Genomic DNA, 23002 nt, shown 5'->3' on the forward strand with positions numbered 1-23002 from the left:
CATTTCGGGACGCCTTTGGTTTTTTCAGATCAGAGACTGAATCCAGTCTAGAAAACAGCGAGGCCGTTGGCGCCGTCTGGCAGACCATCAATTTCCTCGATGAGTTCGAGTTCGCCGCGGGGGCCTACGCTGAATACTGAAATGTTGTCGTCTCCCGCGTTGAGCGAGTAGAGAAAGTTGCCCGATCGGTCGAAGGCGAGGTCGATGGGGCCGGCTCCGGTGGTGGCGGATTCTCCGCCTTCGTCCAGCAAAGCGAGCTTTCCGTATCCACGAACGCTATACCCGCTGATAGAGTTGCTGGCGGTGTTCGTGGTGTAGGCGAAACGTTGATTCGGATGGAGCGCGATCCAGCAGGTAGCCGACTCGGTCGCGGCCACGGCGGGATCGACCTCGTAGAGCTCGTCGTCTCGCTTGATCCGGTAGCTGCTGACCGCTCCCGCATCTTGAGCTCCACCGGCAGCCTCCGTTACCAGAAGCAGCCCGTCGCGGCGAAAGGTGAAGCCGAAGGGAGTCGGGTGGGCTGATTCGGTGGATATGGGGGCCGGGTCGGCGTATCCATTATGGCATACGCTGAAAACGGAGATCAGGTTCGTCGCCTTTTCCGTGACTACGAGCTCTCGCCCGTTCGGGGAAAAGCCGATCTGAGCGGCGCCGACGCCTGAGCCGCTCAAGGGGCGCTTCGAGTAGTCGATGGGCAGGAGGTCTCCATCGTCGCCCAGAATAAAGCCAGCGATGCTGTCGTCGCCTGCGTTGAGCACGTAAACGAGGTCGTCATCGATGCTCAAGCTCACAGGCATGGATCCTTGGGAACTCTCTGTATCGGTCAGTTCGATACCATTGTAGGTGACTTCGAAGACCGAGATGGTGTCGCTGCCGGCGTTCACCGCGAGCAGCCAGTTTCGGTTTTTCGAGAGGATGACGCCGCCTTGGTTGCCGAGCCCGCCGCCATTCCCCACGCCTCCTGTCGACACGGCGGTAGGCGAGCCTAGCGTTCCGTTGGGGTTTCGTGGATACACGAGGATCTCGTTATCGTCGGTGGCGTTCGTCATAGTGAATGCCATGCCGGGCCCCGAGTGGTGGTGACGCGAGCCGCGAGCGGACGCGTTGGATACGAAGGTAGTGGTGATCGCCGCCAGGGCGATCGTTAGAATGAGTCGCTTCATGCTAGATGATATGTTAGGGTTTGGATCTTCTTAAGGTTAGAAGTCTGCAGCGCTGTAGACGAAACGATCGTGTAGGGGATGAGATGTCTGGGGTGGTCGTTTTATTCCGGCGAATCGAGAAAACTGTCGATTTTCTTGCGCCGGGATGCGGGAGCGGTAGTTGTTTCTTCGCATGATCGTTGACCACATCGAAAACTGGAAGGCATACGCGTTCGGGGAGGCTTGGCAGCAGGCGTTCTCGTTTTTAGAGAAGCTTGATGCGGAAGCGGAGGAAAAGGAGTATCCGATCGATGGAGACGAGATTTTCGCCCGCGTGATGAGCTACCCGACGAAGGAGGAAAGCGATCCGACTGCGGTATTGGAGGCGCACCGCAAGTATGTGGATATACAGATGGCTCTGATCGGTTCGGAGCGGATCGCGGTTTATCCGACGCATCTGCAGTCGACGAAAGACCCTTACGACGCGGAGCGGGACGTCACGTTTTTCCACTACCGGAAGCCGGCTGCCCTGCAGCTCTCTATCTATCCCGGCACCTTCACATGCTTGCTGCCGCAGGACGCCCATATGCCGCAGCTCTTCACCAGCGAGCCTGGGGTGGGGGTGAAGAAGGTGGTGGTGAAGATTCTTTTGGATCGACTGAGCATCTAGAGGATTCGTATGCGGATCCTCATTTTCACCTCAGGCAAGACCGGCTCCACCGCTTTGGCTGGCACGCTGCAGAGGACCTTGCCGGGGCATAAGCTGGAATTTGAGCCTAAGCGGCTTGACCAGCTCAGCGACGACGAGCCGAACCTCATCGTCAAGTCGATCGCGGTCCTGCACTGGGGCACCGAGGTGAAGAAATTCCCCACCTACGATCGACGCATCTTTTTGGCGCGACACCCCTTCGATCGCCTGGTCAGCGCGTTGCTCTACGCGCCCTTCAACGGGCAAGGCTTCGAAACCGACGAGGGCGCGGGGCGCTACGTGTCGCTGTTGCGGCGCAAGGTCGAGCGACCCGAATCGGTAAGCGTGATGGAGATCTGCGATCTTTTCGGAGAGCTATCCGGGATGGATCTGCGATTTCTGGTAGGGGAGGAAGTGCGGTGCCATGGCGAGTTCAAGTCCGCTCACGGAAGCGAGTTTCACACCTTGCTCTACGAGGACCTGGTGGCGAATCGGTGGCAGGGACTGGAGACCTATCTGGGCTTCCCCTTGCGCAAGCAGCTGGTGGTGCCGCCCGGTTTCGAGCGCGTGGCCCGCGGCAAGCGGAGCGGGGATTGGAAGCGCTGGTTTTTGCCCAGCGATCAGAAGGTTTTGGGCGAAAAGTGGAGCCGCTACTTCGAGCTCTTTTCGGATCACGATCGGCATGAGGCCTTGGAACGGCATCCTGTCATCTCGCATGAGGAATCGGTCGCCTACACCGTCCGCATGATCAATCAGTATCGCCGCGGCACCGGGTTGCCTGACTATCGGGACGAAACCGCTTAGCTGCCGAGGCCCTTAGTTCTCTCCGAAGTCGGAGTATCGGAAGAGGTGAAAAGCGGACTGCTGGTCGTGCTTGCTCTCGGTGATGCGCTGGTAGTAGGGCGGGAGGTGAGGCAGCTTGACGTCGGCGCCCACAGTGCGAATCAGCAGGAAGGTCGGTTTGTAGGCGTCAAAATCCATGCCTTCCAAGGCGTGGGCCTCGTAGCCAGGGAGATTGAAGACCATCAGGTCGAAATGCTCCTCGAAGTTGGCCCGCCCAAGGATTCCGGCCAAGCTGTTGGTGCTGACGTAGCTGACCCGCTTGGGCGGCTTGGCGCCCGGCTTTAGCGGCTGTATCGGCTTTCCTTCCGCTCGATCGCGAGCTTCCTGCATCAGCTTCCTGCGCACCGAGGCGGCAGGCGGCAGGCCTACCAGTTCGATGTAGGAGTCGCGTAGCTGGGGCTCAGTGGCGGCCACGTTGAGGCAGAGGCTGGATTTGCGGCGTTTGCGGCAGCGATGAAACAGGTGCGGCCAGGGCTCGATGAGGATTCCCTTCCAGCCGAGGGCCTTTTCCAAAAACGGGGTGAGGCTTTCTTTGACGCCGTCGCGAGCCCCGATCTCCACGAAGCGACCGCCAGGGCGGTTCAGGTAGGGAAGCAGCGACTTGGCATGCGGGCGCAGGGCCCCCATGGTGAAGGCTCTGTGGTAAGCTCGCGTGAAAAAGCTTTTCTGCGGAATGTTTCTTTGGTCTGCCACGTTTGAGGTTGGTCCTCTACTACTCCTTTTAGGAGTTTCGACCGGCCGTGTTGCAGGTTTAGCGCCTTGTGGGATATTTTCCTCCAGCCTGCTAAGTAGGGCTGCTCGGGAGCGTGGAGCATGGTAGACGCTGGCGCCTAGGGCCAAGGCTGAACAACCGCTCGCGTTTACACCCGATTTACAAATCCCGTCGCCTTGTGGTAGGATGTCGCCGGTTTCGGTTAGGGAAGCTTCCCTCTTCCGGGACGAAGAAGATTTTTCTCCAAGCAACACAGGGGACTCGTGGCGAATCAGCGGCGAGTCCTTTGCTTTTTTTGGAGGCTTGCTCGCCGGCGATGCGACGCTAGTTTCTGGTGCCTATGCAGAGCCCCATCGTAATGTCGGTCATCGGCCCGGATCGCCCTGGACTGGTGGAATTGATCGCCTCAACCGTGAAAGCCGCGGGAGGAAACTGGCTGGAAAGCCGCATGTGTCACCTCGGGGGACAGTTCGCTGGCATCCTGCGCATCGGAGTGACCTCGGAGGCCCATGACGAGTTGCTGAGGGCCGTCAACGCTCTGGAAGCCAAGGGCTTGAGCGTGGTGGTCAAGGATGCGGGCGACAGCGCCGAGACGGCGTGCAGCGAGGTGGCGGTAGTCGAGATCGTCGGCGCGGATCGTCCTGGCATCGTGAGTCAGATCTCCAACGCCTTTGCCAAACGCGGCGTGAATGTGGAGGAGTTGAGCACCGAATGCCGCAGCGCGCCGATGTCGGGAGAGCCGCTTTTCGAGGCACGGGCCCGGGTCTGCATCCCCGCCGACTGCGACAGCGATGACTTGAGAAGGGATTTAGAGCTTATAGCGGCCGACCTTATGGTCGATGTAAGCTTTGAATCCGCGTAACCCGAATCTGCTATGAGTTTTTCTTCCGCTTCCGTCTGCCGCTGCTGCGCGGCGTTGCTTGTCCTGGTCACGATTTCCGTCTTCCCCGCTTCGGCCCAAGAGAAGCCGGAGTGGAACTTCGAGGTGATCGAGAGCGAGGTGATGACCTTCGAAGTGCCCAGCTGGCACGCCAAGGACTACGGCTGGCTCATGACCGCTCGCATGCGAGTGGTTTCGCAGCGCTTGCTGCATCGTCTAGGCCGGGTCCGTTTGGAAGCGTGGACCTACGAGAGCGTCAAGGAAATGGAGAAGGCGCAAGAGCAGGGCAAGACGCCCCAGGCGATCTGGTCGAAGACGCAGCTGATCTACCGCAAGGATTTCGATGGATCGCTGAGCGGCGGCAGCACCCAGTTTCTGCGCATGACGCTCAAGGACGTTCCGGAGGAGGCCAAGCTGATCACGCTGAGCTTCGAAAACGGAAACGAGGGGTAGTCCGGCGATGTGAAGGAGTCGGCTGGCCGAGCATGGGCTGGCGCCGCGCCGCTCGCTTGCAAGTAAGTGAGCAGGAATTAATTGTAGGCGATCGGCATTTGTCGGTGTTACACTGATCGAGCCTTGCCATCGGGGCCGTCTGTTTCGTTTTCTGATCCCTCCTTTGTTGTCGATCGTTCCGTTTCCCTCTGACTGATGGAGCTGCAAGCCCTAGACTTTACCCTCATCGTTCTCTATCTGCTGGTCGTGCTGGTTTTCGGGCTCTACATGCGCCGGGAAGCGGGAGTGGATTTGGAATCTTACTTTTTGGGCAGCCGAAAGGTGCCGTGGTACTTTCTGGGGATTTCCAACGCCTCCTCCATGTTCGACATTGCGGGAACCATGTGGCTGGTGTCGGTGGTATTCATCTATGGCGCCAAGGGGGCGTGGCTGCCTTGGCTTTGGCCGACCTTCAATCAGGTGTTTCTCATGGTCTATCTCTCCCAGTGGGTGCGGCGATCGGGGGCCTTGACGGGGGGAGACTGGATGAGCACCCGCTTCAAGAGTCCGGTCGGACTGGAGCTTTCTCGTTTGATCGTGGTGGTCTTCGCTTTGCTGAGCGTGGTGAGCTTCACCGCCTACGCCTTCAAGGGACTGGCGGGATTCGCGTCGGTCTTTTTGCCCACAGAGGACATCTCTCCCACGGTGTATGCGGGCATCTTCATCGGGGTGACGCTGCTCTACGTGACCTTTGGCGGGATTCGAAGCGCCATCTTCACTGACTTCATCCAGTTCATGCTGCTGATCGCCTTGTCGGTGGTGATCGGCTACTACGCCATGACCTTGACGGACGCAGAGTCGATCGCCGCGGTGACGCCGGACAGCTGGGACAGCATCTGGTTCGGGCGAACGCTCGATCTGGACTGGTCGGGGCTCATTCCTCAACTCAACGACATCATCGCCCTGCAGGGCTACGAGCTGTTTTTCCCCTTCTTCATGATGATGATGCTCAAGGGCATCCTGGTCAGCCTAGCGGGTCCGGCTCCCAACTTCGACATGCAGCGGCTGCTGGCGGCTCGCTCGCCCAAGGAAGCGGCTTTGATGAGCAGCGTGGTTTCGCTGGCTCTGTTCCCGCGTTGGATTCTGGTGACCGCCATCGTGGCGCTGGCCTTGGTCTTCTATTCCACGGACCTTCGCTTGCAGGATCCGGCGTTCGACTACGAATTGGTGCTGCCGCACGTGGTAGCGGAGTTCGTCCCGGTCGGTTTGAAGGGGCTGATCGTGGTCGGCTTTCTCGCCGCCTTCATGTCGACCTTCGACTCCACCATCAACGCCGGGGCGGCGTACCTGGTGAACGACGTGTACAATCGCTACATCCGTCCGGAGGGCAAATCCGGCGACGACGTGAGGCTTTGCTACCTGGCGTCGTTTCTAGTGGTGGCGATAGGGGTGACCCTCAGCTGGTTCATGGACAGCATCAACGACGTGATGGGCTGGATCGTGGGCGGGCTCTGGGGCGGATACGCGGCTCCCAACATTCTGAAGTGGCATTGGTGGCGCCTCAATGGCATGGGCTACTTTTGCGGCATGATCGGCGGCATCATCAGCGCCTTCGCCCTTCCGGAGGTATTCGTCAGCTATTCCTTCATCCAGCTCTTTCCGGCGATCTTCGCAGTCTCTCTTCTGGCGTCGATCGTGGGAAGCCTGCTCTCGGCACCCGAGGACATGGAAACCTTGAAGACGTTTTACCAAACCGTTCGGCCATGGGGATATTGGAAGCCGGTGCTGGACGCCATTCGCCTGGACCATCCCCACCTGGAGCCCAATCGTGATTGGCCGCGCCATGTGTTCAACATCGTGGTCGGCATTGTTTGGCATTTCATGCTCGTGGTGGTTCCGCTCTTTTTGGTGATCAAGGCCTTCAAGCCGATGTGGATCTGCGTCGGCATCCTGCTGGCCACCTCGCTGGTGCTGCGCTCGACCTGGTTGAAGCGCTTGGAGGAGCAATGAGGGAAGAGTGTTCGTTTGGCCTCGTGGCGGATACGTTCGATTTCGTGAGGTAAAATGCGAAAAACTCTGAAGGGGTCGGAACTGGCGTGGGGTTTCGCTCGGCAGCTCGGTCAACCGAGCGTACCCAGCCGGCTGCCGTGAGGCGTCGGGCCGATGCCAGTTTCTTCAGAAATCCAAACCCAATCCCCAGAGTCCCTTTATCAAGGCGGACTGTTTCCGCCTCGACGTTTGTTCATGCCATGCGCTCGCTAGGACAGTCGCAGCGCTCGGAAAGAATCTTTTACAGGGGTGATGACACGCGGCCAAGCGAGCGGAAACGCAAGCTTGGCCGTTCTGTTTTCCGGGGCGTGCTGCCGTTTCGCCCCGTTGGCTCGTTCGAGGCGAAACCCCTAGGCTCAAGCTAATCCTGTTCGCAGGGAGGTATTAGAAGTCGACGCTTATCTGCTGTTTCAAGATAAGATTTAGTTGCCAAGCCTATTGGGAGATCTAACGTCCGGAGTATGCGTGTATTCGTACCTCGAGAACGTTCCGAAACCGAGAAGCGCGTTTCATTGATCCCTGAGTCGGTGAAGCGTCTGGTCGGCCTAGGCTTTGAAGTAGTGATAGAATCTGGCGCGGGCTCGCGAAGCAGCTTTTCGGACTCGGATTTCGAGGCGGCGGGCGCATCGGTGAGCGCGGATCGGGCTGCGGAGCTCGCGGCGGCTGACATCGTTTTTCGCGTCGGCAAGCCGAGTTTGCAGGAGGCCAGCTCCCAGAAGAGCGGCTCCTGGTCCATCGGCTTCCTGGATCCGTTCAACGAGACGGCCTTGATCGAGGCTTTCGCCAAGGCGGGTGTGACCGCGGTGAGCATGGAAATGATCCCGCGCACGACCTTGGCTCAGAAGATGGATGGGCTCAGCTCCCAAGCCAATCTCGCCGGCTATTTCGCGGTGATCAAGGCGGCGGAGCGGCTGGGCAAGATTCTTCCAATGATGATGACACCAGCGGGCACCCTTTCGCCAGCCCGCGTTTTCGTGATCGGCGTCGGGGTGGCAGGCTTGCAGGCCATCGCGACCGCGAAACGCCTCGGCGCCCGAGTGGAGGCCTTCGATACGCGCCCGGTGGTGGAGGAGCAGGTCAAGTCGCTCGGAGCGAAGTTCGTGAAGATCGACCTCGGCGAGATGGGACAGACCGATCAGGGCTACGCCAAGGAGCTCACGGACGAGCAGAAGGAGAAGCAGAAGGCTGGCATGGCGAAGGTCTGCGGCCAATCGAACATCGTGATCACCACCGCCAAGCTCTTCGGCCGCCCGGCCCCGCGCATCGTCGACGGCAGGATGCTTTCCGGAATGAAGAACGGCAGCGTGGTGGTCGACCTCGCCGTGGAATCCGGCGGAAATGTGGAAGGCTCCAAACTGGACGAGGAGGTGGTGACGGAAAACGGAGTCAAAATCATCGGCATTGGCAAGCTGGAGTGCGGCGTCGCCTCTGACGCCAGCCAGATGTATTCGGCGAATCTGCACAACTTTATCGAGCATTTCTGGGACAAGGAGTCCAAGACGCTGAAGGAAGACCTGGAGGACGAGATCCTCAAGGGCTGCATCATCACCAAAGGCGGGGCCATCGTGCACGAGCGCTTCCGCAAGGACTCCTAATCGCAACCTTTCAAACCTGCATAGACATGGATCTTGTACTCCTATTTTTCATATTCGTGCTTTCGGCCTTTTTGGGGCTGGAGCTCATCAGCAAGGTGCCCTCGCAGCTGCACACGCCCCTGATGTCCGGTTCGAACGCGATCTCCGGCATCACCATCGTGGGAGCGCTGCTGGCCACCGGGTCGGAAAGCGAAGGCTCGCTCGGCATGATCCTCGGCTTCGCGGCCTTGGTCATGGCGACCATCAACGTGGTAGGCGGCTACGCAGTGACGGACCGCATGCTGCAAATGTTCAAGAAGAAAGGGAAGTAGTCCGCCATGGAAGCGCTCATCAATCTCGCTTACGTGGCAGCGGCCACGCTTTTCGTATTTGGCATCAAGATGCTAGGTTCCGCCAACACGGCGCGCCGAGGAAACTTGATTTCAGGCGTCGGCATGTTGCTGGCGGTGGTGGTCACGCTGGTGGACCGCAGCATCCTGAGCTACACTTGGATTTTGGTCGGTCTGGCGATCGGCGGCGTGGTCGGCATCCTGGCCGCCCGTCTGGTCAAGATGACCTCCATGCCGGAGCTGGTAGCCTTGTTCAACGGTTTCGGTGGCTTGGCCAGTCTGCTGGTCGCCTGGGCGGAACTGGAGAAGATCCGGGCCATGGGCTGGGGGCCGTACGAGCAACTGATGCAATCCCATCCGATGTTCAGCAGCTTCGTCATCTACGCCGCGATGCTCATTGGCGGCGTCACCTTCACCGGCTCGCTGTTCGCCTACGGGAAGCTTTCCGGCAAGGTCAGCGGCCGAGCGATGGTGTTCGGGGGCCAGAAGGCCATAAACATCCTCATCCTGCTGGCGATTGTCGGCCTCGGGGTGTTTTTCACCATCACTTCCGACCTGGCGGTGGCGGAAAAGGTCTTTCTGGTGGCGGTCGCTCTCTCTCTGCTCTTCGGAGTGATGGGCGTCATGCCGATTGGAGGCGGCGACATGCCGGTGGTGATTTCCCTGCTCAACAGTCTGTCTGGCCTCGCGGCCTCGGCGGCCGGGTTCGTCATCTACAACAACGTGCTCATCGTGGCCGGCTGCTTGGTCGGAGCGAGCGGTCTGATCCTCACTGTCATCATGTGCAAAGCCATGAATCGCTCCCTGGCCAACGTGCTGTTTAGCGGCTTCGGAGCGAGCAGTCAGTCTGTGGGCGACGACGATGACCGGGAGCCCAAGGCCCTGTCGGTGGAGGACGCCTACTACGTGCTGGAGGCGGCCCGATCGGTGGTGGTCATTCCCGGCTACGGCATGGCGGTAGCCCAGGCTCAGCATGCGGTTAAGGAAATGGCTGGCTTGCTGGAGGAGAACGGCGCCGAAGTGAACTTCGCCATCCACCCGGTCGCGGGGCGCATGCCCGGCCACATGAACGTGCTGCTGGCGGAGGCGGATGTGGAGTACGAGAAGCTGTTGGAGATGGACACCGTCAATCCCATGATGCCGACGGTCGACGTGGCGATCGTCATCGGCGCCAACGACGTGGTGAATCCAGCTGCTGCGGACGATCCCTCGAGTCCGATCTATGGCATGCCGATCATCGAGGCTCACAAGGCCAAGACGGTCTTCGTGCTCAAGCGCGGCCAAGGCAAGGGATTCTCCGGCCTCGTGAACAAGCTCTTCGTGCTGGAAAACACCAACATGATCTACGGCGACGCCAAGGCCACCATCTCCTCGATCGTCAACGAGTTGAAAGGAGCCCAATAGAGGCCTTTGATAAGGCGGCGTTTTCCACCGAGGAAGCGCCGCTTTTATCGGGATGTAAAAGAGACGCTGCATGGGGGTGAGGTCTTGACTCTTTACTACAGGCGTAGTCTCCTTCGAAGGTCTCGAAATCTCTAATCATGGAAGAAGGCCCCAAAATTTCCGATGCCGAGTGGGAGGTCATGAAAGTCGTCTGGGATCATGCTCCCATGACGGCGACCGAAGTACTCGAACGTCTCCCTCACGACCAATGGAAGCAGAAGACGGTGAACACCTTTCTGGCTCGATTGGAAGCGAAGGGGGTAATTTCCTCCCAGCGGGAGGGTAGAGCCAACGTCTACTCGGTCGTCCTGAGCGAAAGCGAATGCTGCAGGACCGAGGGTAGCCATTTTCTCAGCAAAGTCTTCCGAGGCAAAGTCGCGCCGATGATGCTCCACTTCATCGAAAACGAGGAATTGACCGACAAGGAGCTGGACGAACTGAGAATGATCCTCGAGCAGAAGGCGAGGTAGCATGGCTGACTTATTCTGGTCTTTCTGGGACGCCTCGGTGCGTTTCGCTTTGCTCAGCGTTCTTTTGCTGGTCGCGGTGCCGCTCCTTCGTCGCTGGGTTTCGCCCAAGCTGCTCTGCCTCGCGTGGGCCTTGCTGGTGCTGCGCCTCTCGTTTCCCTTGGCTCTGCCGTTTAGCGGAAGCATCTTCAACCTGAACGAAAGCCTTCAGCCCTCCACTTGGGTGAACGCGCTGCGAAGCGGCGTGGTGGACGCCGGTTTAGGCGAGACGGTGCTGCCGGCCTTCCGCACCCAGGACGAGCTGGTGAAGAGCAGCCTGGTCGGGTTCTCTTGGGAAAACGCTTTGGTCACGCTTTGGGTGCTCGGCTTTGTTTTCTTTCTAGGCGGTCTTTTGAAAAACGCCGTGCAGCTGCATCGATTCTTCGCTCGGGCGGAGCGGCACAACTCCGGTCGTTTGTATGAGATCTTCAAGGACACGCGGCGTCGCTTCGGCATCCATGCCAACGTGCCGCTGCTGGTATCGGACGATGTGAAGACGCCAGGAATCGCAGGGATCTTCAACCCGCGAGTCGTCATCCCGCGTTTCTGCGCCGAGGATCTCAGCGACGAGGAGATCCGCTGCGTATTGCTGCACGAGCTCACGCACTACCGCCGGGGCGACCTTTTTCTTCACCACCTGCTTCTACTGATCTGTTTCGTGCACTGGTACAACCCGCTCGTTTGGCTGGTTTTCCGTCAGTTTAAGATCTCCATGGAGCAGGCCTGCGATGCGGACGTGGTGAACACCGAAAGCATCACTACGGTCAAGCAATATGGTTTGACCCTGCTGCAGGTGATGAAGCGCTCGCGCGGCGTTTCCGTTTCTCCAGCAGGCGCCCTTTGTCTGTTGGGAAACCGTCGCTCCAGCGCCTTGAAGGACCGCATTCACCTCATCGCTGCCCCGCGCCGACCGACCGCGCTTTGTCTCGCGTTGGGCTTGAGCCTTTTCGGGGTGTCGTTCGTGTATTCGATCACGGGCGAAGCCGAGTCCGAGAGAGAAGGCGAGCGCCTCCTGGGACTGACGCGCTTCGCGGGGCCTCTGCTTTTCGTTCAAGACAGGGAGAACCGCTATGGCGACCTCGACCTCGGACTGAACTCCGCTCATCTGCGCACGCCGCAAAGCTGGATTCAACAAGTAGATGTATCGGAGTTTCAAGGACAGGAAGTCCTGGTCCGTGTCTCCTACAGCGTGAACGCCTCGAGCGAGAGTCAGAACTTCTGGGTCAACATCAAGAACCAGAACGGGTTCGTGATCGCGAACGAGCGGCGGATCGGTTCGTCGACGGATGAAACGCGGTTGCAGCGCGTGGAGGTGCCGATTCGCTTGGCCTATACCGCGGTGGAGTTGGAATACGGACTCACGGCATCGGGAGGCGCCGGCGTTTGGATAGAGTCGTTCGAGGTGCTGACCCCAAGCGGTAGACCGAAGCTTTAGCCCCCATCGCGCCTATGGATCAACGGGCAATCGTTGTCACCGGCGGCGAGAGAGGAATCGGACGCGGCATCGTGGAACGTTTCGTTCGCGATGGTTGCGCCGTTTTCGTTTTAGGCCTCGATGACGAGAAGGGTGCTTTGCTGGAGCAAGCGCTTGCGAACGTTCGATGGCGCCATTGCGATGTGAGTGTCGAACGAAACGTCGAGGAGTCGATGGCTTGGGTTTTGGAGTCGGCGGGTGGAATCGACGCCTTGGTATGCAATGCCGGGATCGCCTCGCCACGGCGCGCTCCTTTGCAGGAGCTTTCGCTCGACGACTGGACTCGGGTGCTTTCGGTCAACCTGACGGGACCGTTCCTTTGCGCGAAGCACGCATGCGTCGGGTTGCAACGCCGACGGGGCAGCGTGGTGATGATCGCCTCGACGCGGGCCAGAATGTCGGAACCGAACACCTTCGCCTATTCCGCCTCCAAAGGCGGCCTGGTCGCCTTGACTCATGCTCTGGCCACGAGCTTAGGTCCGGAAGTGAGGGTGAACTCTGTATCTCCAGGATGGATACACGTAGGAGAGGGGGAGGAGCTCTCGGCCAGCGATCACAGCCAGCATCTCGTCGGCCGGGTGGGGACTCCTAAAGACGTCGCCGATCTGGTGGCGTATTTAGCGGGAGAGGTAAGCGGCTTCGTCACGGGTCAGGATTTCGTGGTGGACGGTGGAATGACGCGCAAGATGATTTACGAAGACTAGTCCTGCTCACGTTTTCGATACTGGAGCGCCGCTACCTTGCGTCGGCCGAGCGATAGGCTGAACCGCTTTTGCTTCTGATCAGAAGGCTGTGTCCGGGGAACTCCCAGCGAAGCTGGTTTATCATTTCGCGTAGCAGGTCATCGGAAACTGGATACAGCTGTTTCCAGTAGCCGCTTTTTGCGTTTTTGGGATTCAGGATCTCGAAACAGTGCGGCAGGTCGTTGGGGAGGGATCGCACGATGCGGCGAAGCAGGCCGATCTTGTGGAAGCTAGGAGCGAGTGTGGTGCGAAACTCTCCGCACGGGGCGGCCTGACAGAGCAAGTCCACCGAATCGCGGAGCCGGGAGATGTCGATCAGTCCGCCACCGGCGAAACTGTAGGCGCCCGCGTCGTCAATGGGCGCTTTTATCTCTAGAGCGACATAGTCGAGCAGCTTGCGATCCAGCAGATGCTTGAGTCGATGGGGGAGGGTGCCGTTGGTATCGATTTTAACAAGAAGCCCGAGGTCCTTGATCTTGGCGATAAACTCCGGCAATCGCGGTTGAAGCAGCGGTTCGCAACCGCTTAGCGAGACCCCGCGCAGTCTGTCCTTGCGCTGAGCCAGGGAACGAAGGCAGGCTTCTCCATCGAAATCCGTGGAGCGGCACGGCAAGACCTCGCCATCGACGCCTTTGTGGTAGCACCAAGGGCAGCGCAAGTTGCAGCCTTGGGTGAAGGTCACTGTAGCGATGCCATTCGGAAAACCGATGACGGATGATCGTGCTGACTCGGATAGCTCCCTGTCGTATGCCCTTTCCATCGTCTCGTAAAAACAGTTCGGCTGTCGCAGATGCGCCAGTGGAGTGTCGACTATAGCGTTCGGGCCATGGATAGCAAATTTCTATCGAGATCGTGCCGAGGGAATTTTGTCGCGTTATGCCTTCAAGTAGGGAGGCTAACGCGAGAAGTTTTTCGTGTATTTATAAATGGGATACACATTTAGTTGTCGAAATGGGTTGAGTCTAGCGAGGGGTTGAGTAGGGTATTCGTCTATGGATGCCCCCGCTCGCAGCTTGAGAGGCCGAGGTGCCTCGACGAACCCTGCCAACCGATTCGAGCCGTTTCTGGTCGAGCGGGTCGAAACGGGTTTGCAGGATGACGAGCCAGCGCTGACCACCACGTTTTACGAGGACGCCTCGGAGAGCATCATCAGCTACAACAGCAGTCCCGACATACCATTCGACGCCAGCGTAAATCCCTATCGCGGCTGCGAGCATGGCTGCTCGTACTGTTACGCTCGACCCTTTCACGAGTACCTGGGATTTTCCGCGGGGTTGGATTTCGAGACCAAAATCATGGTGAAGCGTCGGGCGGCCGCTTTGTTGAAGGAGGAGCTGAGCTCTAGCATGTGGCGACCGCAGCTTGTCGCCATGAGTGGCGTGACCGATCCCTATCAACCCATCGAAAAGCGCTTTGGCCTGACGAGGGCCTGCCTTCAGGTGCTGCTGGACTTTCGCAATCCGGTGGGCGTGGTGACAAAGAATCGCCTAGCTGCGCGTGACTTGGAAATCTACGGGGAACTTGCCCGAAGGGATCTTTGCCACGTGACGGTTTCCTTAAACAGCTTGGATGCTGAACTCGCCCGCAAGATGGAGCCGCGCACCAGTTCGCCAAAAGGTCGACTTGAAATGATTTCGGCTTTCGCGTCCATGGAGGTGCCGGTGGGAATCCTGATCGCTCCAGTGATACCTGGTCTAAACGACCATGAAATTCCGGCCATCCTGAAGGCGGCCAAGCAGGCGGGGGCTAGCTATGCGAGCTACATCCTGCTGCGTCTGCCGCTTGGGGTTAAGGACATCTTTTTCGATTGGGTGGAGCGCCTGTATCCGAGCAAGCGTCAGCGGATCGAAGATCGACTTCGCGATTTGAGAGACGGCCAGTTGAACCGCTCGACGTTTGGCGAGCGCTTTCGTGGAAGCGGCATTTTCGCTGATCAGATAAGGCAGCTCTTTGAGGTTAGCCGTCGCAAGGCGGGGCTGGCCGCTGGTCCGCCGGACTTAAGCGTTGCGGATTTCAGAAGGCCGCTATCGCCCCAACTCGAGCTGGGTCTATAGCGACGTTACTCCGGAAAATCCGGCACGACGAAGCGCCGCACCTTGTCTTTGTAGATGCGCACTTCGCCTTCGACCTGCTCCCCGCTTCCGTCCAGATCACCTCGGTAGTAGAAGATCTCGTCCGTATCCTTGCGCACGGAAAATTTTCGGTCGGTCGGTTCGCCGAGAGCGGCGATCACGTCCGCTGCGTCCATGCCCTTTTTTATCAGTTTCCAGGTTGACGCTTTGGTCCACGGGCCGCTGGCCCGGATCTCCGCCTTTTTCAGTTCCACGTTCATGTAGTCGAACCACTTGCGTTGGTTGCCTTCGCGCTCCGCGTTTTCGGGAGCCAGAGGAGCCGGTTGGTTCTCCAGCTCGGCGACGCGGGCTTCCAAGGCTTCGATCTGGACGCGCAAAGCTCTGAGCTCCGCGAGGATTTCCTCCTCAGCGCTTTTGGCGTTGATCGCGGTAGCAGAGAGGGAGGCGGCGACTAGGATTAGGGCAAAGGGTTTGGTGCGCATGCGTTCATTAGCTATGGCTTGCCGTGCGACCGCAAGCATCGATTTTTCCACGCTTGGGCTATTGGGATCTGGTTCAGGGGGGAGCGACGATACGTGTCTTCGCTGGAGAAGCGGACTTCGGGAGATGTAGTTAAAAACCTGTTACGATGACCGATTCCAAAGTCTCGCTCCGGCGCTCTTCAGGAGCTTTCTCGCTTTCAAGCGGCCAAACAAGGTGGCGAAGAAAAGGGGCGTTTTTCCGCCTCCGTTGTCAGCGTTGACGTCGGCTCCCGCGTCGATCAAGACCTGCATGATTTCCAGGTAGCCCTTAAAGGCGGCGCCGCCTAGCGGTGTTTGCCCTCGGTCGTTTCGCAAGTTGGGGTCCGCGCCCCGCTGCAGGATCGTTCTCGTCGTATCCACGTTCCCATTGTAGCTCGCCAGCATGAGCAACGAGTTTCCCTTTGGGTCCTGCAAGTTCACTGGCATGCCAGCGGCGAGCATGCTGTCGAGTGTATCCGATTCTCCGGTACGGGCAAGTTGGATCGCGAGGTCTTGCAGCTCGCGGTAGCGTTCGAGCTCGTCCTGGCTAAGGGATTCTGTTTGAGCAGTAGTCATGGTCATGGAATCGTTTTGCGCAGTGGATTATGAGCCCCGCCGATCCTCAGCGGCGGGACTCAACGTGGCGCACCCATCCGGCGCGATGAAAGGAGGCCAGCGAGAGAGCCTTCGCCCCCGCTCGCTCATTCAAGGCTTTTTTTCCGGAAGGCCGTGCTATGCCCCGAGGGACGCGAGCTCGTCATCCGGTTCGAACTCTATTCCTAGAGCGCGTGCCACGCCTTGAGCGTAGGCAGGGTCGGCTCGGTGGAAATGGTTGAGCTGGCGACGAACGATGTTTTCCGGGACGCCTTGCATGGCCGAGGCGATATTGCGGTGCAAGCGATCGCGTTGGCTGTCGTTGAAGAGTCGATACAGGTTTCCGGGCTGAGTGTAGTCGTCGTTGCCTTCGCGATGATCGTAGCGGTCCGCGTCGCCGGAGATGCCCAGCGGCGGTTCGGCGTAGGAAGGATCCTCGGCCGGGCCTCCGAAGGAGTTTGGCTCGTAGTAGAGGTCTGGATTTCCGGCGTCGTTTTGGAAGAAGCGCATGGCTCCGTCTTTGTGGTAGTGGTTGACCTCGTTCTTGGGCCGGTTCACTGGCAAGGCTTCGTAGTGAGTGCCTAGCCGGTAGCGGTGGGCGTCTGCGTAGGAAAAGACGCGAGCCTGCAGCATTTTGTCAGGCGAGTGGCCAATGCCGGGCACGATGTTCGAGGGCGAGTACGCCGCCATTTCGATTTCGGTGAAGTAGTTTCCCGCGTTGCGGTTGAGCTCCATGACGCCGACTTCGATGAGCGGGTAGTCCCCGTGGGGCCAGACCTTGGTCAGGTCGAAGGGATTGTAGGGCGTTTTCTCTGCGTCCTTTTCCGGCATGATCTGGACGCAGACGGTCCACTTCGGATAGTCCTTGTTCTCGATCGCTCCGAAGAGGGCTTCCTGATAGCTTTCTCGGGTCTTTCCCACCACGGCTTCGGCTTCCTCGTTGGTCAGGTGCTTGTGGCCTTGCTGGGTCTTGAAATGAAACTTCACCCAGTGGCGTTCGCCCGCTTCGTTCCAGAAGCTGTAGGTGTGCGAGCCGTAGCCGTTCATGAACATCGGGGCGGTGGGAATGCCTCGATCGCTCATCAGTATGGTGACCTGGTGGAGGCTTTCCGGCGAGAGCGACCAGAAGTCCCATGCGGCGGTGGCGGAACGAAGGTGCGTCTTGGGATGCCGCTTTTGGGTGTGGATGAAGTCGGGAAACTTGTAGGGATCGCGCACGAAGAAGACGGGTGTATTGTTGCCCACCAAGTCCCAGTTTCCCTCGTCGGTGTAGAATTTCAGAGCGAAGCCTCGCACGTCGCGCTCCGCGTCCGCTGCCCCAAGCTCGCCGGCCACTGTACTGAAGCGGGCCACCAGCTCTGTCCGCTTGCCCACCTCGGAAAAGATGCTGGCGCGAGTGTACTTCGTGATGTCGTTGGTGACGGTGAAGGTCCCGAAGGCGCCCCAGCCTTTGGCGTGCACCACGCGCTCGGGGATGCGCTCCCGGTTTTGATGGGCGAGCTTCTCGATCAGCTGGTAGTCCTGCATCAGAAGCGGTCCGCGCGGTCCGGCGGAGAGGGAATTCTGGTTGTCGGCGATAGGATTGCCGGCGGTCGTCGTAAGTTTAGGTGTCTTGTTCATGGGACTAGGCAGATCGTATCACGAGTTGACGATTTAGAAAAATCGAATAACTAGATCTGCCTTATAGACAAAATCTATGGAGATGACGCAGCTGAGATGTTTTATCGCCGTGGCCCGCGAGCGAAACTTCACGCGAGCCGCCAAGGCTTGTCACATGACGCAGCCTTCGCTGAGCTATCAGATCGGGCGCTTGGAGGAGGAGCTGGGGGAGGCCTTGTTCATTCGCAAGCCGAAGGCGGTGGAGCTCAGCGATTCCGGAAAGCTGCTTCTGGAGAGCGCGTTGCGCATCGTGGAGGAGCAGGAGGCGGTTGTATCGAAATTTCGGATGCGCGAGCAGCTGCTCAGCGGCGAGGTCAGACTGGGCATCATTCCGACCATGGCGCCCTATCTGTTGCCGCCGCTGCTGCAGGCGTTTCGACAGAGCTATCCCAAGATCAGTCTCGTGGTGCGGGAGTCGCGCACTTCCCAGCTGGTGAAGGAGGTGGTCTCGGGAGAGATCGAGTTTGCCATCGTCAGCGACGTGGAGGCGAGCTCGCTGAAAAAGTACTCGCTGCATTTGGCCCGCTTGTTTGAAGAAGCCCTTTTGTTGGCGGTACCCAACGCTCATCCTTTGTGTGGCGTGACGGATCTCAGCGTCAGGCATCTGCAGGACCAGGAGCTGATCTTGCTGAGCGAAGGAAACTGTCTGCGGGATCAAACCGAGCAGCTGTGCAGCCGACGGGGCGATGAGAACGCATTGGTTTGCGAGCAGTTGCCGACTCAGCTCTCGCTGGTGGCGGCCGGGCTCGGCGTGGCGGTGGTGCCGGAAATGGCGGTCCGTGAGAGCAGGGGGAGCGATTTGGAGTACCTGAGTTTTTCAGGGCAGCCTCCTAGGCGAATGATCGGTTTCCTGAAGAAGCGAGGGGGTAAGTTAAGCCTCGCTGCTCAGGAGTTTGTAATCCGCTTGCGCCGTCGCGTGGACGGCGTAGTCTGAGGGGCGATTCTCGGGTGAGCGAGCGATCATCGTTGTGTCGGACTTGGGAAACGGTTTTTTGGCTGGGGTGAACCGACTCCCTTTTGCGACTTTGCCAGCCAACGTGTGGGTGCTCGCTGGCTGCCAAGCCTTGGCCATGTGCTCAGTGCCGATGATGGTGCTGGTTAGCGGGTTGCTCAGCGCCCGCATCGCTCCTGACGAGAAGCTGGCCACGCTGCCGGTGGCGCTCGTAGTGGTGGGCACGGCTTGCTCCGCCGTGCCCGCAGCCATGATAAACCGCCGCTTCGGGCGCAAGCGAGGCGGATACTTCGGATTCGCCGCCGGGCTGGTCGCTTGCGCCCTCGGCTATATCGCTGCCAAGGAAGCCGTTTTTCCGTTGTTGCTCGCGGCCTCTCTCTGCATGGGCGCCGCGGTGGCGTTCGGTCAGCAATTCCGATTTGCGGCCCTCGAGAGCGTGTCCGATCCGAGCAACTACGGTCCGGCGATTTCCGCATTCATGACTGGAGGATTGGTAGCCGCGGTCCTGGGGCCGGAGATCGGGGCGTTCGGGCGGGATCTGATCGAATCCCCCCATGGCTTCGCTGGATCCTTCGCAGTGCAGGGGGGAGTGATCCTAGCTGCGGTTCTGCTGTATTCACTTTATCATGAAACGCCGCAAAGCGCCTCGCTCTCGGAGCCGAGAGGGCGACCCATGAAGGAGATCGTTCGATCGCCTGCGTTTATGGTGGCGGCTGGAACGGCGGCGGTGAGCTATATCGTGATGAGTTTCATCATGACCGCTACGCCGATCAATATGTATGAACTTTGTGGATTCACGTTGACCGATACCAAGCGCGTGATCCAGAGCCACATTCTCGCGATGTTTCTTCCCAGTTTGTTTAGCGGCTGGCTGATGAAGCGCTATGGAGCCCGCAAGCTGATGATCGCAGGTGTGGTGGCCTACGCGGTGGTGGTCGTAGTGGGAACGCAAGGACAGCGTCTCGTGCATTTCTGGGCGGCTCTGGTGGTGCTTGGGGTCGGCTGGAACTTCCTCTTCGCTAGCGGTACGGCGCTTCTACCTTTGAGCTATCAACCCAGCGAACGCTTTCGAGCTCAGGCGGCCAACGATCTGTGCGTCTTCGGCAGCCAAGCGGTCGCTTCGCTGTCGGCGGGCTGGTTCCTGTTCAGTTTCGGCTGGAGCGCCATGTTGTTCAGCTGCGCTCCTCTGCTGCTGGTGGCGGGCGTGCTGATAGGACGCAGCAGGTCGCTGCGGACCGCGTCCTGAGGCTGCTTGACTGAGGGCGCATTTCGAGATTTCGAAACCGCTTGTTGGGAGCGGGCGCGCAAAAGGCCCGCCTCCTTGTGTTGGAGGCGGGCCTTCGTATCTTGGAAAAGCGTTAGTTTGCGTCCTTTGGTCTTCGCTTAGCGGCTCTTGCGGGCCTTGCGAAAGGAAAGGGTGAAGCCGACCACGGCTGCCAGAGCGAGCAGGCAGACCATTGCGGGCAACCAGTTGGTGTGCGATCCTTCGTGGGTGTGAGGCAGGGCGTTGCTGTGGGCGAACAGCGAGCTGGCCAGGAAAAAGGGAGCGAAGAGTTTGATGAGGTTTTTCATGAAGATGTGGGTTTCGATCGTAGGACTAGGACGAGCGCTCGTCGAGCAAGCGTCGCGTTTCCGCCAGGGAAAGCGAGTGCTTTTGAGCGAGGGCTTTGAGGGATTCGTATTCCGCTTTCACGGTTTTCCTCCCTGAGGGCCTGATTGTTTCTTTAGCTAGAAGCGTACCGAGCTCGGTATCAATTTCAATTTTTCTCCGCTGTAGAACGCGGCGCCGCGCCGAATAGTAGCGCAGACCGATGGAGCTGGTGTTTTCGAGGATGAAATCGATGACTCGTTCCCGCACTGGTTCCGGCGCCAAGGCGCTCAGGGAAACGGCCGGGCGCCCTTTTTTCATTTGCGCTGGGGTGAGGACAACGTCGACCGCCCCGGCCGCCAGCAGCGCGTCCTGGAAGTCGCAGCCGAGCTCTTCAGGCGACATGTCGTCGATGTTGGTTTCGATGACCCAGATGCGATCGTTTCCCGGCTCCGCCGCGTCTGATTCGCAAAGGGATAGCCTCAGCACGTTGGCGGCTCGAAAGGTCTTTTGGCCCGGCCCGTAGGCGATGCGCGTGGCGGGCAAAGGGCAGCTTTCGAATCGGGGCGCGAGGAACTTCAGTATGGCCGCTCCGGTAGGCGTGCAGCGCTCGCCCGTTTCGTCCCCTTTGAAGGTGGGCATGCCGCGCAGGATGTCGGCGGTGGCGGGAGCGGGTACTGGGAGCAGTCCGTGCTGGGTCTGGACCGAGCCTGACCCGACGCAGATAGGGTCGCAGTAGCTGCGCGTGATCTCCAGTTGGTCGATGAGCACGGCGCAGCCCACGATGTCGAGAATGGAGTCCACCCCGCTGACCTCATGAAAATGGATCGTTTCGATTGGGATGCCATGTATCCGTGATTCGGATTCGCCGATGATAGTGAAGATCTCCTTGGCGATCCGCTTGGCGTTTTCCGATATGCGACCGTTTTCGATCAGCGAGACGATGTCGCTCAGGTGCCGGTGGTTGCCATGATGATGCGCGTGGTCTTGATGTGAATGCGAGTGGTGGTTCGCTCCTGTATCGACGATCTTGATATGCGTGCAGACGATCCCGTTTTTGTTGAGTTCTTGGAACTCGATTTTGCCGTCCGGCAGCCCGAGCTTTTCCGGGAGCGATTCGATGAGTGGATACGCCTCCGTCAAGGCGCAGAGCGCGCTGAGAAACATGTCACCGGCCACGCCGGAAAACGGTTCGATGTAGAGCGTGCGTTCCATTCGGAGTGATTGTCTAGGGCTTAGCTATGGTAGCGTCGGGCATGGGTCAAGCGATGCGTGTCAGGCGTCAGGACGCCCCGTCGACGAGCCTTAGGATGCGGTAGGCTGCCATGGCGGCTCCGTAGCCGTTGTCTATGTTGACCACCGTGATGCCGTTGGCGCAGCTGGCGAGCATGGTGTTGAGGGCGACGTGGCCGCCGGCGGCGACTCCGTATCCGACCGAAGCTGGAACTGCGATGATGGGCTGCGGCAGAAGTCCGCCGACAGCGGTGGGTAGCGCTCCCTCGAAACCGGCGACGACGATCAGCGCCCTGAAGCGTTTCAGCGATTCGACCCTATCGAGCAAGCGATGAATGCCAGCGATGCCGATGTCGTTGATGCGTTCGCTGGCGACGTTGAGGAAGGACAGGGTGTAGTAGGCCTCGTTGACGATAGGCACGTCCGATGTACCCGCGGAGAGGATACCGATCTGCGGTTCGCCGCTTGGCTTGGCTTGCGAGGCATCCAGCAGGAAGGCTCCGGAGGCCTCGTCGTAGAGACTGTCGGGAAAATGCCGTTTCAGCACCTTCGCCTTTTCCGGTTGCATCTTCGTGACCAAAGCTGGCAGCTGGCGTTGCCGATAAGCGTCCAGGATGCCAGCGAGAGCGTCCACCGGTTTGCTTGCTCCGTAGATCACCTCGGGAAAACCGAGTCGCCTCGTGCGGTCGAAGTCGAGATTGAAAGAGTCGCTCATGCGTTTGAGGAAAGGGCTCTGTTCAGTTTTCCGGATACGAATCCTTCTCGGTCCACGCTGATGGTTTCGAAGCCCAAAGCGCGCAGGGCGGCGGAAATCCTGTCCAGGCGCGAGGTCAGCGCCTCTATTTGCTCGAACGGCACTTCGATCTTCGCTTCCGTTCCAAAGTGGCGCACGCGCCCATCGGTGAAGCCGTAGCGTTCCAGTACGCTTTCAGCGGTTTCGATCTGCTGTAGTTTGCCTCTGGTGACGGGAGAACCGTAGGGGATTCGGGAGCTGAGGCAGGGGCTCGCCGGCTTGTCCCAGTTGGGCAATTCGAGGTGACGAGCGAGTTGGCGAACGGTCTGCTTGTCGACGCCGCATTCCGAGAGGGGAGAGCGGATGGCGTGGTCGGCGGCGGCTTTGAGACCGGGACGATAGTCTCCCAGGTCGTCCGCGTTGGTGCCGTTCAGTATCGTGCGCGTGGGGAAGCGTCGCTGCAGTTCGCCGAGGTCCTGATAGAGGTGGGACTTGCAAGCGAAGCAGCGATTGGAGGGGTTGCTTGCGTAGTTGCGGTCGTCCAGCTCGCGGGTGTGGATGATCTCCAGCTGGATGTCGAAGCGTCGGCAGAACGTTTTCGCTTCCTCCAGGTCGCGACGTTTCAGGCTGGGAGAGTCCGAGATGCAGCCGATCGCTCGTTCGGGCCCGAGGAAGTCGCGTGACAGCTTCAGGACGAGCGTCGAATCGACCCCGCCGGAGAAGGCGGTTATGGATCCTTCGAGCTGGGAGAACCAGCGTTCGAGGCGAGTGAGCGTGTCTTGCGTGGTCATCGCGTGGAGAAGTAGGCAGGTGAACGCTGGCCAACGGCGGAATT

The 23002-nt window shown here is 59.3% G+C and carries 24 protein-coding genes; 14 read left to right on the forward strand and 10 right to left on the reverse strand.

The genetic code is table 11. The features are described 5' to 3' along the window. Positions 1-47: 47 nt before the first annotated feature. Positions 48-1163, reverse strand: a complete 1116-nt coding sequence (locus QEH54_RS06520; protein ID WP_309017840.1) for a beta-propeller fold lactonase family protein — start codon at positions 1161-1163, stop codon at positions 48-50. A gap of 172 nt (positions 1164-1335) precedes the next feature. On the opposite strand from QEH54_RS06520, the gene QEH54_RS06525 reads away from it, so the two are divergent. Continuing rightward, positions 1336-1812, forward strand: coding sequence for a YhcH/YjgK/YiaL family protein (locus QEH54_RS06525; RefSeq protein ID WP_309017841.1), 477 nt, complete (start codon positions 1336-1338; stop codon positions 1810-1812). 9 nt (positions 1813-1821) lie between these two features. Further along, entirely contained in the window at positions 1822-2634 is an 813-nt protein-coding gene (locus tag QEH54_RS06530) for a hypothetical protein (protein WP_309017842.1), read from the forward strand. A 12-nt stretch (positions 2635-2646) separates the two neighbouring features. Here the strand turns inward: QEH54_RS06530 and QEH54_RS06535 are convergent, their stop codons facing one another. Further along, on the reverse strand, positions 2647-3366 hold the full coding sequence (locus QEH54_RS06535) for an FkbM family methyltransferase (RefSeq protein WP_309017843.1): 720 nt from the start codon (positions 3364-3366) through the stop codon (positions 2647-2649). A 359-nt stretch (positions 3367-3725) separates the two neighbouring features. On the opposite strand from QEH54_RS06535, the gene QEH54_RS06540 reads away from it, so the two are divergent. The 9 genes from QEH54_RS06540 (at position 3726) to QEH54_RS06580 (ending at position 12797) form a co-directional block, all read left to right on the forward strand. Further along, on the forward strand, positions 3726-4247 hold the full coding sequence (locus QEH54_RS06540; protein ID WP_309017844.1) for an ACT domain-containing protein: 522 nt from the start codon (positions 3726-3728) through the stop codon (positions 4245-4247). A gap of 12 nt (positions 4248-4259) precedes the next feature. Then, the gene (locus QEH54_RS06545) at positions 4260-4718 is read left to right on the forward strand and encodes a hypothetical protein (protein ID WP_309017845.1); all 459 of its coding nucleotides are present in this window, start codon (positions 4260-4262) and stop codon (positions 4716-4718) included. Between the two features lie 195 nt (positions 4719-4913). Continuing rightward, the gene (locus QEH54_RS06550) at positions 4914-6707 is read left to right on the forward strand and encodes a sodium:solute symporter family protein (RefSeq protein ID WP_309017846.1); all 1794 of its coding nucleotides are present in this window, start codon (positions 4914-4916) and stop codon (positions 6705-6707) included. 500 nt (positions 6708-7207) lie between these two features. Further along, positions 7208-8341 carry a Re/Si-specific NAD(P)(+) transhydrogenase subunit alpha gene (locus QEH54_RS06555; protein WP_309017847.1) on the forward strand — a complete coding sequence of 378 codons (1134 nt, stop codon included), beginning with the start codon at positions 7208-7210 and terminating at the stop codon, positions 8339-8341. Positions 8342-8367: 26 nt separating this feature from the next. Beyond that, positions 8368-8652: an NAD(P) transhydrogenase subunit alpha gene (locus tag QEH54_RS06560; protein ID WP_309017848.1), complete on the forward strand. Its 285-nt coding sequence runs from the start codon at positions 8368-8370 to the stop codon at positions 8650-8652. Between the two features lie 6 nt (positions 8653-8658). Further along, positions 8659-10074: an NAD(P)(+) transhydrogenase (Re/Si-specific) subunit beta gene (locus tag QEH54_RS06565; protein WP_309017849.1), complete on the forward strand. Its 1416-nt coding sequence runs from the start codon at positions 8659-8661 to the stop codon at positions 10072-10074. 137 nt (positions 10075-10211) lie between these two features. Then, the gene (locus QEH54_RS06570; protein ID WP_309017850.1) at positions 10212-10583 is read left to right on the forward strand and encodes a BlaI/MecI/CopY family transcriptional regulator; all 372 of its coding nucleotides are present in this window, start codon (positions 10212-10214) and stop codon (positions 10581-10583) included. A gap of 1 nt (position 10584) precedes the next feature. After that, positions 10585-12054, forward strand: a complete 1470-nt coding sequence (locus QEH54_RS06575) for a M56 family metallopeptidase (protein ID WP_309017851.1) — start codon at positions 10585-10587, stop codon at positions 12052-12054. 14 nt (positions 12055-12068) lie between these two features. Further along, positions 12069-12797, forward strand: coding sequence for an SDR family oxidoreductase (locus QEH54_RS06580; protein ID WP_309017852.1), 729 nt, complete (start codon positions 12069-12071; stop codon positions 12795-12797). A gap of 31 nt (positions 12798-12828) precedes the next feature. Here QEH54_RS06580 and QEH54_RS06585 read toward each other — a convergent pair whose 3' ends face one another. Continuing rightward, positions 12829-13596 (reverse strand): radical SAM protein, encoded by a 768-nt coding sequence (locus QEH54_RS06585; protein ID WP_309017853.1) that lies wholly within the window; start codon positions 13594-13596, stop codon positions 12829-12831. 232 nt (positions 13597-13828) lie between these two features. On the opposite strand from QEH54_RS06585, the gene QEH54_RS06590 reads away from it, so the two are divergent. Next, positions 13829-14890: a PA0069 family radical SAM protein gene (locus QEH54_RS06590; protein WP_309017854.1), complete on the forward strand. Its 1062-nt coding sequence runs from the start codon at positions 13829-13831 to the stop codon at positions 14888-14890. A gap of 5 nt (positions 14891-14895) precedes the next feature. On the opposite strand, the gene QEH54_RS06595 is transcribed toward QEH54_RS06590, so the two are convergent. The 3 genes from QEH54_RS06595 to QEH54_RS06605 form a co-directional block, all read right to left on the reverse strand. Further along, the gene (locus QEH54_RS06595; RefSeq protein ID WP_309017855.1) at positions 14896-15390 is read right to left on the reverse strand and encodes a hypothetical protein; all 495 of its coding nucleotides are present in this window, start codon (positions 15388-15390) and stop codon (positions 14896-14898) included. 141 nt (positions 15391-15531) lie between these two features. Continuing rightward, on the reverse strand, positions 15532-15984 hold the full coding sequence (locus QEH54_RS06600; RefSeq protein ID WP_309017856.1) for an ankyrin repeat domain-containing protein: 453 nt from the start codon (positions 15982-15984) through the stop codon (positions 15532-15534). Positions 15985-16140: 156 nt separating this feature from the next. Next, positions 16141-17622, reverse strand: coding sequence for a catalase (locus QEH54_RS06605; protein ID WP_309017857.1), 1482 nt, complete (start codon positions 17620-17622; stop codon positions 16141-16143). An 82-nt stretch (positions 17623-17704) separates the two neighbouring features. Between QEH54_RS06605 and QEH54_RS06610 the strand changes: the two genes are divergently transcribed. After that, entirely contained in the window at positions 17705-18595 is an 891-nt protein-coding gene (locus QEH54_RS06610) for a LysR substrate-binding domain-containing protein (RefSeq protein WP_309017858.1), read from the forward strand. Positions 18596-18686: 91 nt separating this feature from the next. Beyond that, the gene (locus QEH54_RS06615; RefSeq protein WP_309017859.1) at positions 18687-19859 is read left to right on the forward strand and encodes an MFS transporter; all 1173 of its coding nucleotides are present in this window, start codon (positions 18687-18689) and stop codon (positions 19857-19859) included. 137 nt (positions 19860-19996) lie between these two features. On the opposite strand, the gene QEH54_RS06620 is transcribed toward QEH54_RS06615, so the two are convergent. The 4 genes from QEH54_RS06620 to larE form a co-directional block, all read right to left on the reverse strand. Then, a complete protein-coding gene (locus QEH54_RS06620; protein WP_309017860.1) occupies positions 19997-20185 on the reverse strand; it encodes a hypothetical protein in 189 nt (62 codons plus the stop codon). Positions 20186-20210: 25 nt separating this feature from the next. Then, positions 20211-21416, reverse strand: coding sequence for a nickel pincer cofactor biosynthesis protein LarC (gene larC, locus QEH54_RS06625; RefSeq protein WP_309017861.1), 1206 nt, complete (start codon positions 21414-21416; stop codon positions 20211-20213). 67 nt (positions 21417-21483) lie between these two features. Further along, positions 21484-22149 (reverse strand): nickel pincer cofactor biosynthesis protein LarB, encoded by a 666-nt coding sequence (gene larB / locus QEH54_RS06630; protein ID WP_309017862.1) that lies wholly within the window; start codon positions 22147-22149, stop codon positions 21484-21486. Next, positions 22146-22958, reverse strand: coding sequence for an ATP-dependent sacrificial sulfur transferase LarE (gene larE / locus QEH54_RS06635; RefSeq protein ID WP_309017863.1), 813 nt, complete (start codon positions 22956-22958; stop codon positions 22146-22148). The genes larB and larE overlap by 4 nt, the downstream gene beginning before the upstream one ends. Positions 22959-23002 lie beyond the last annotated feature (44 nt).

Origin of the sequence: Pelagicoccus sp. SDUM812003 (assembly GCF_031127815.1) — a bacterium.
Classification (GTDB): domain Bacteria; phylum Verrucomicrobiota; class Verrucomicrobiia; order Opitutales; family Opitutaceae; genus Pelagicoccus.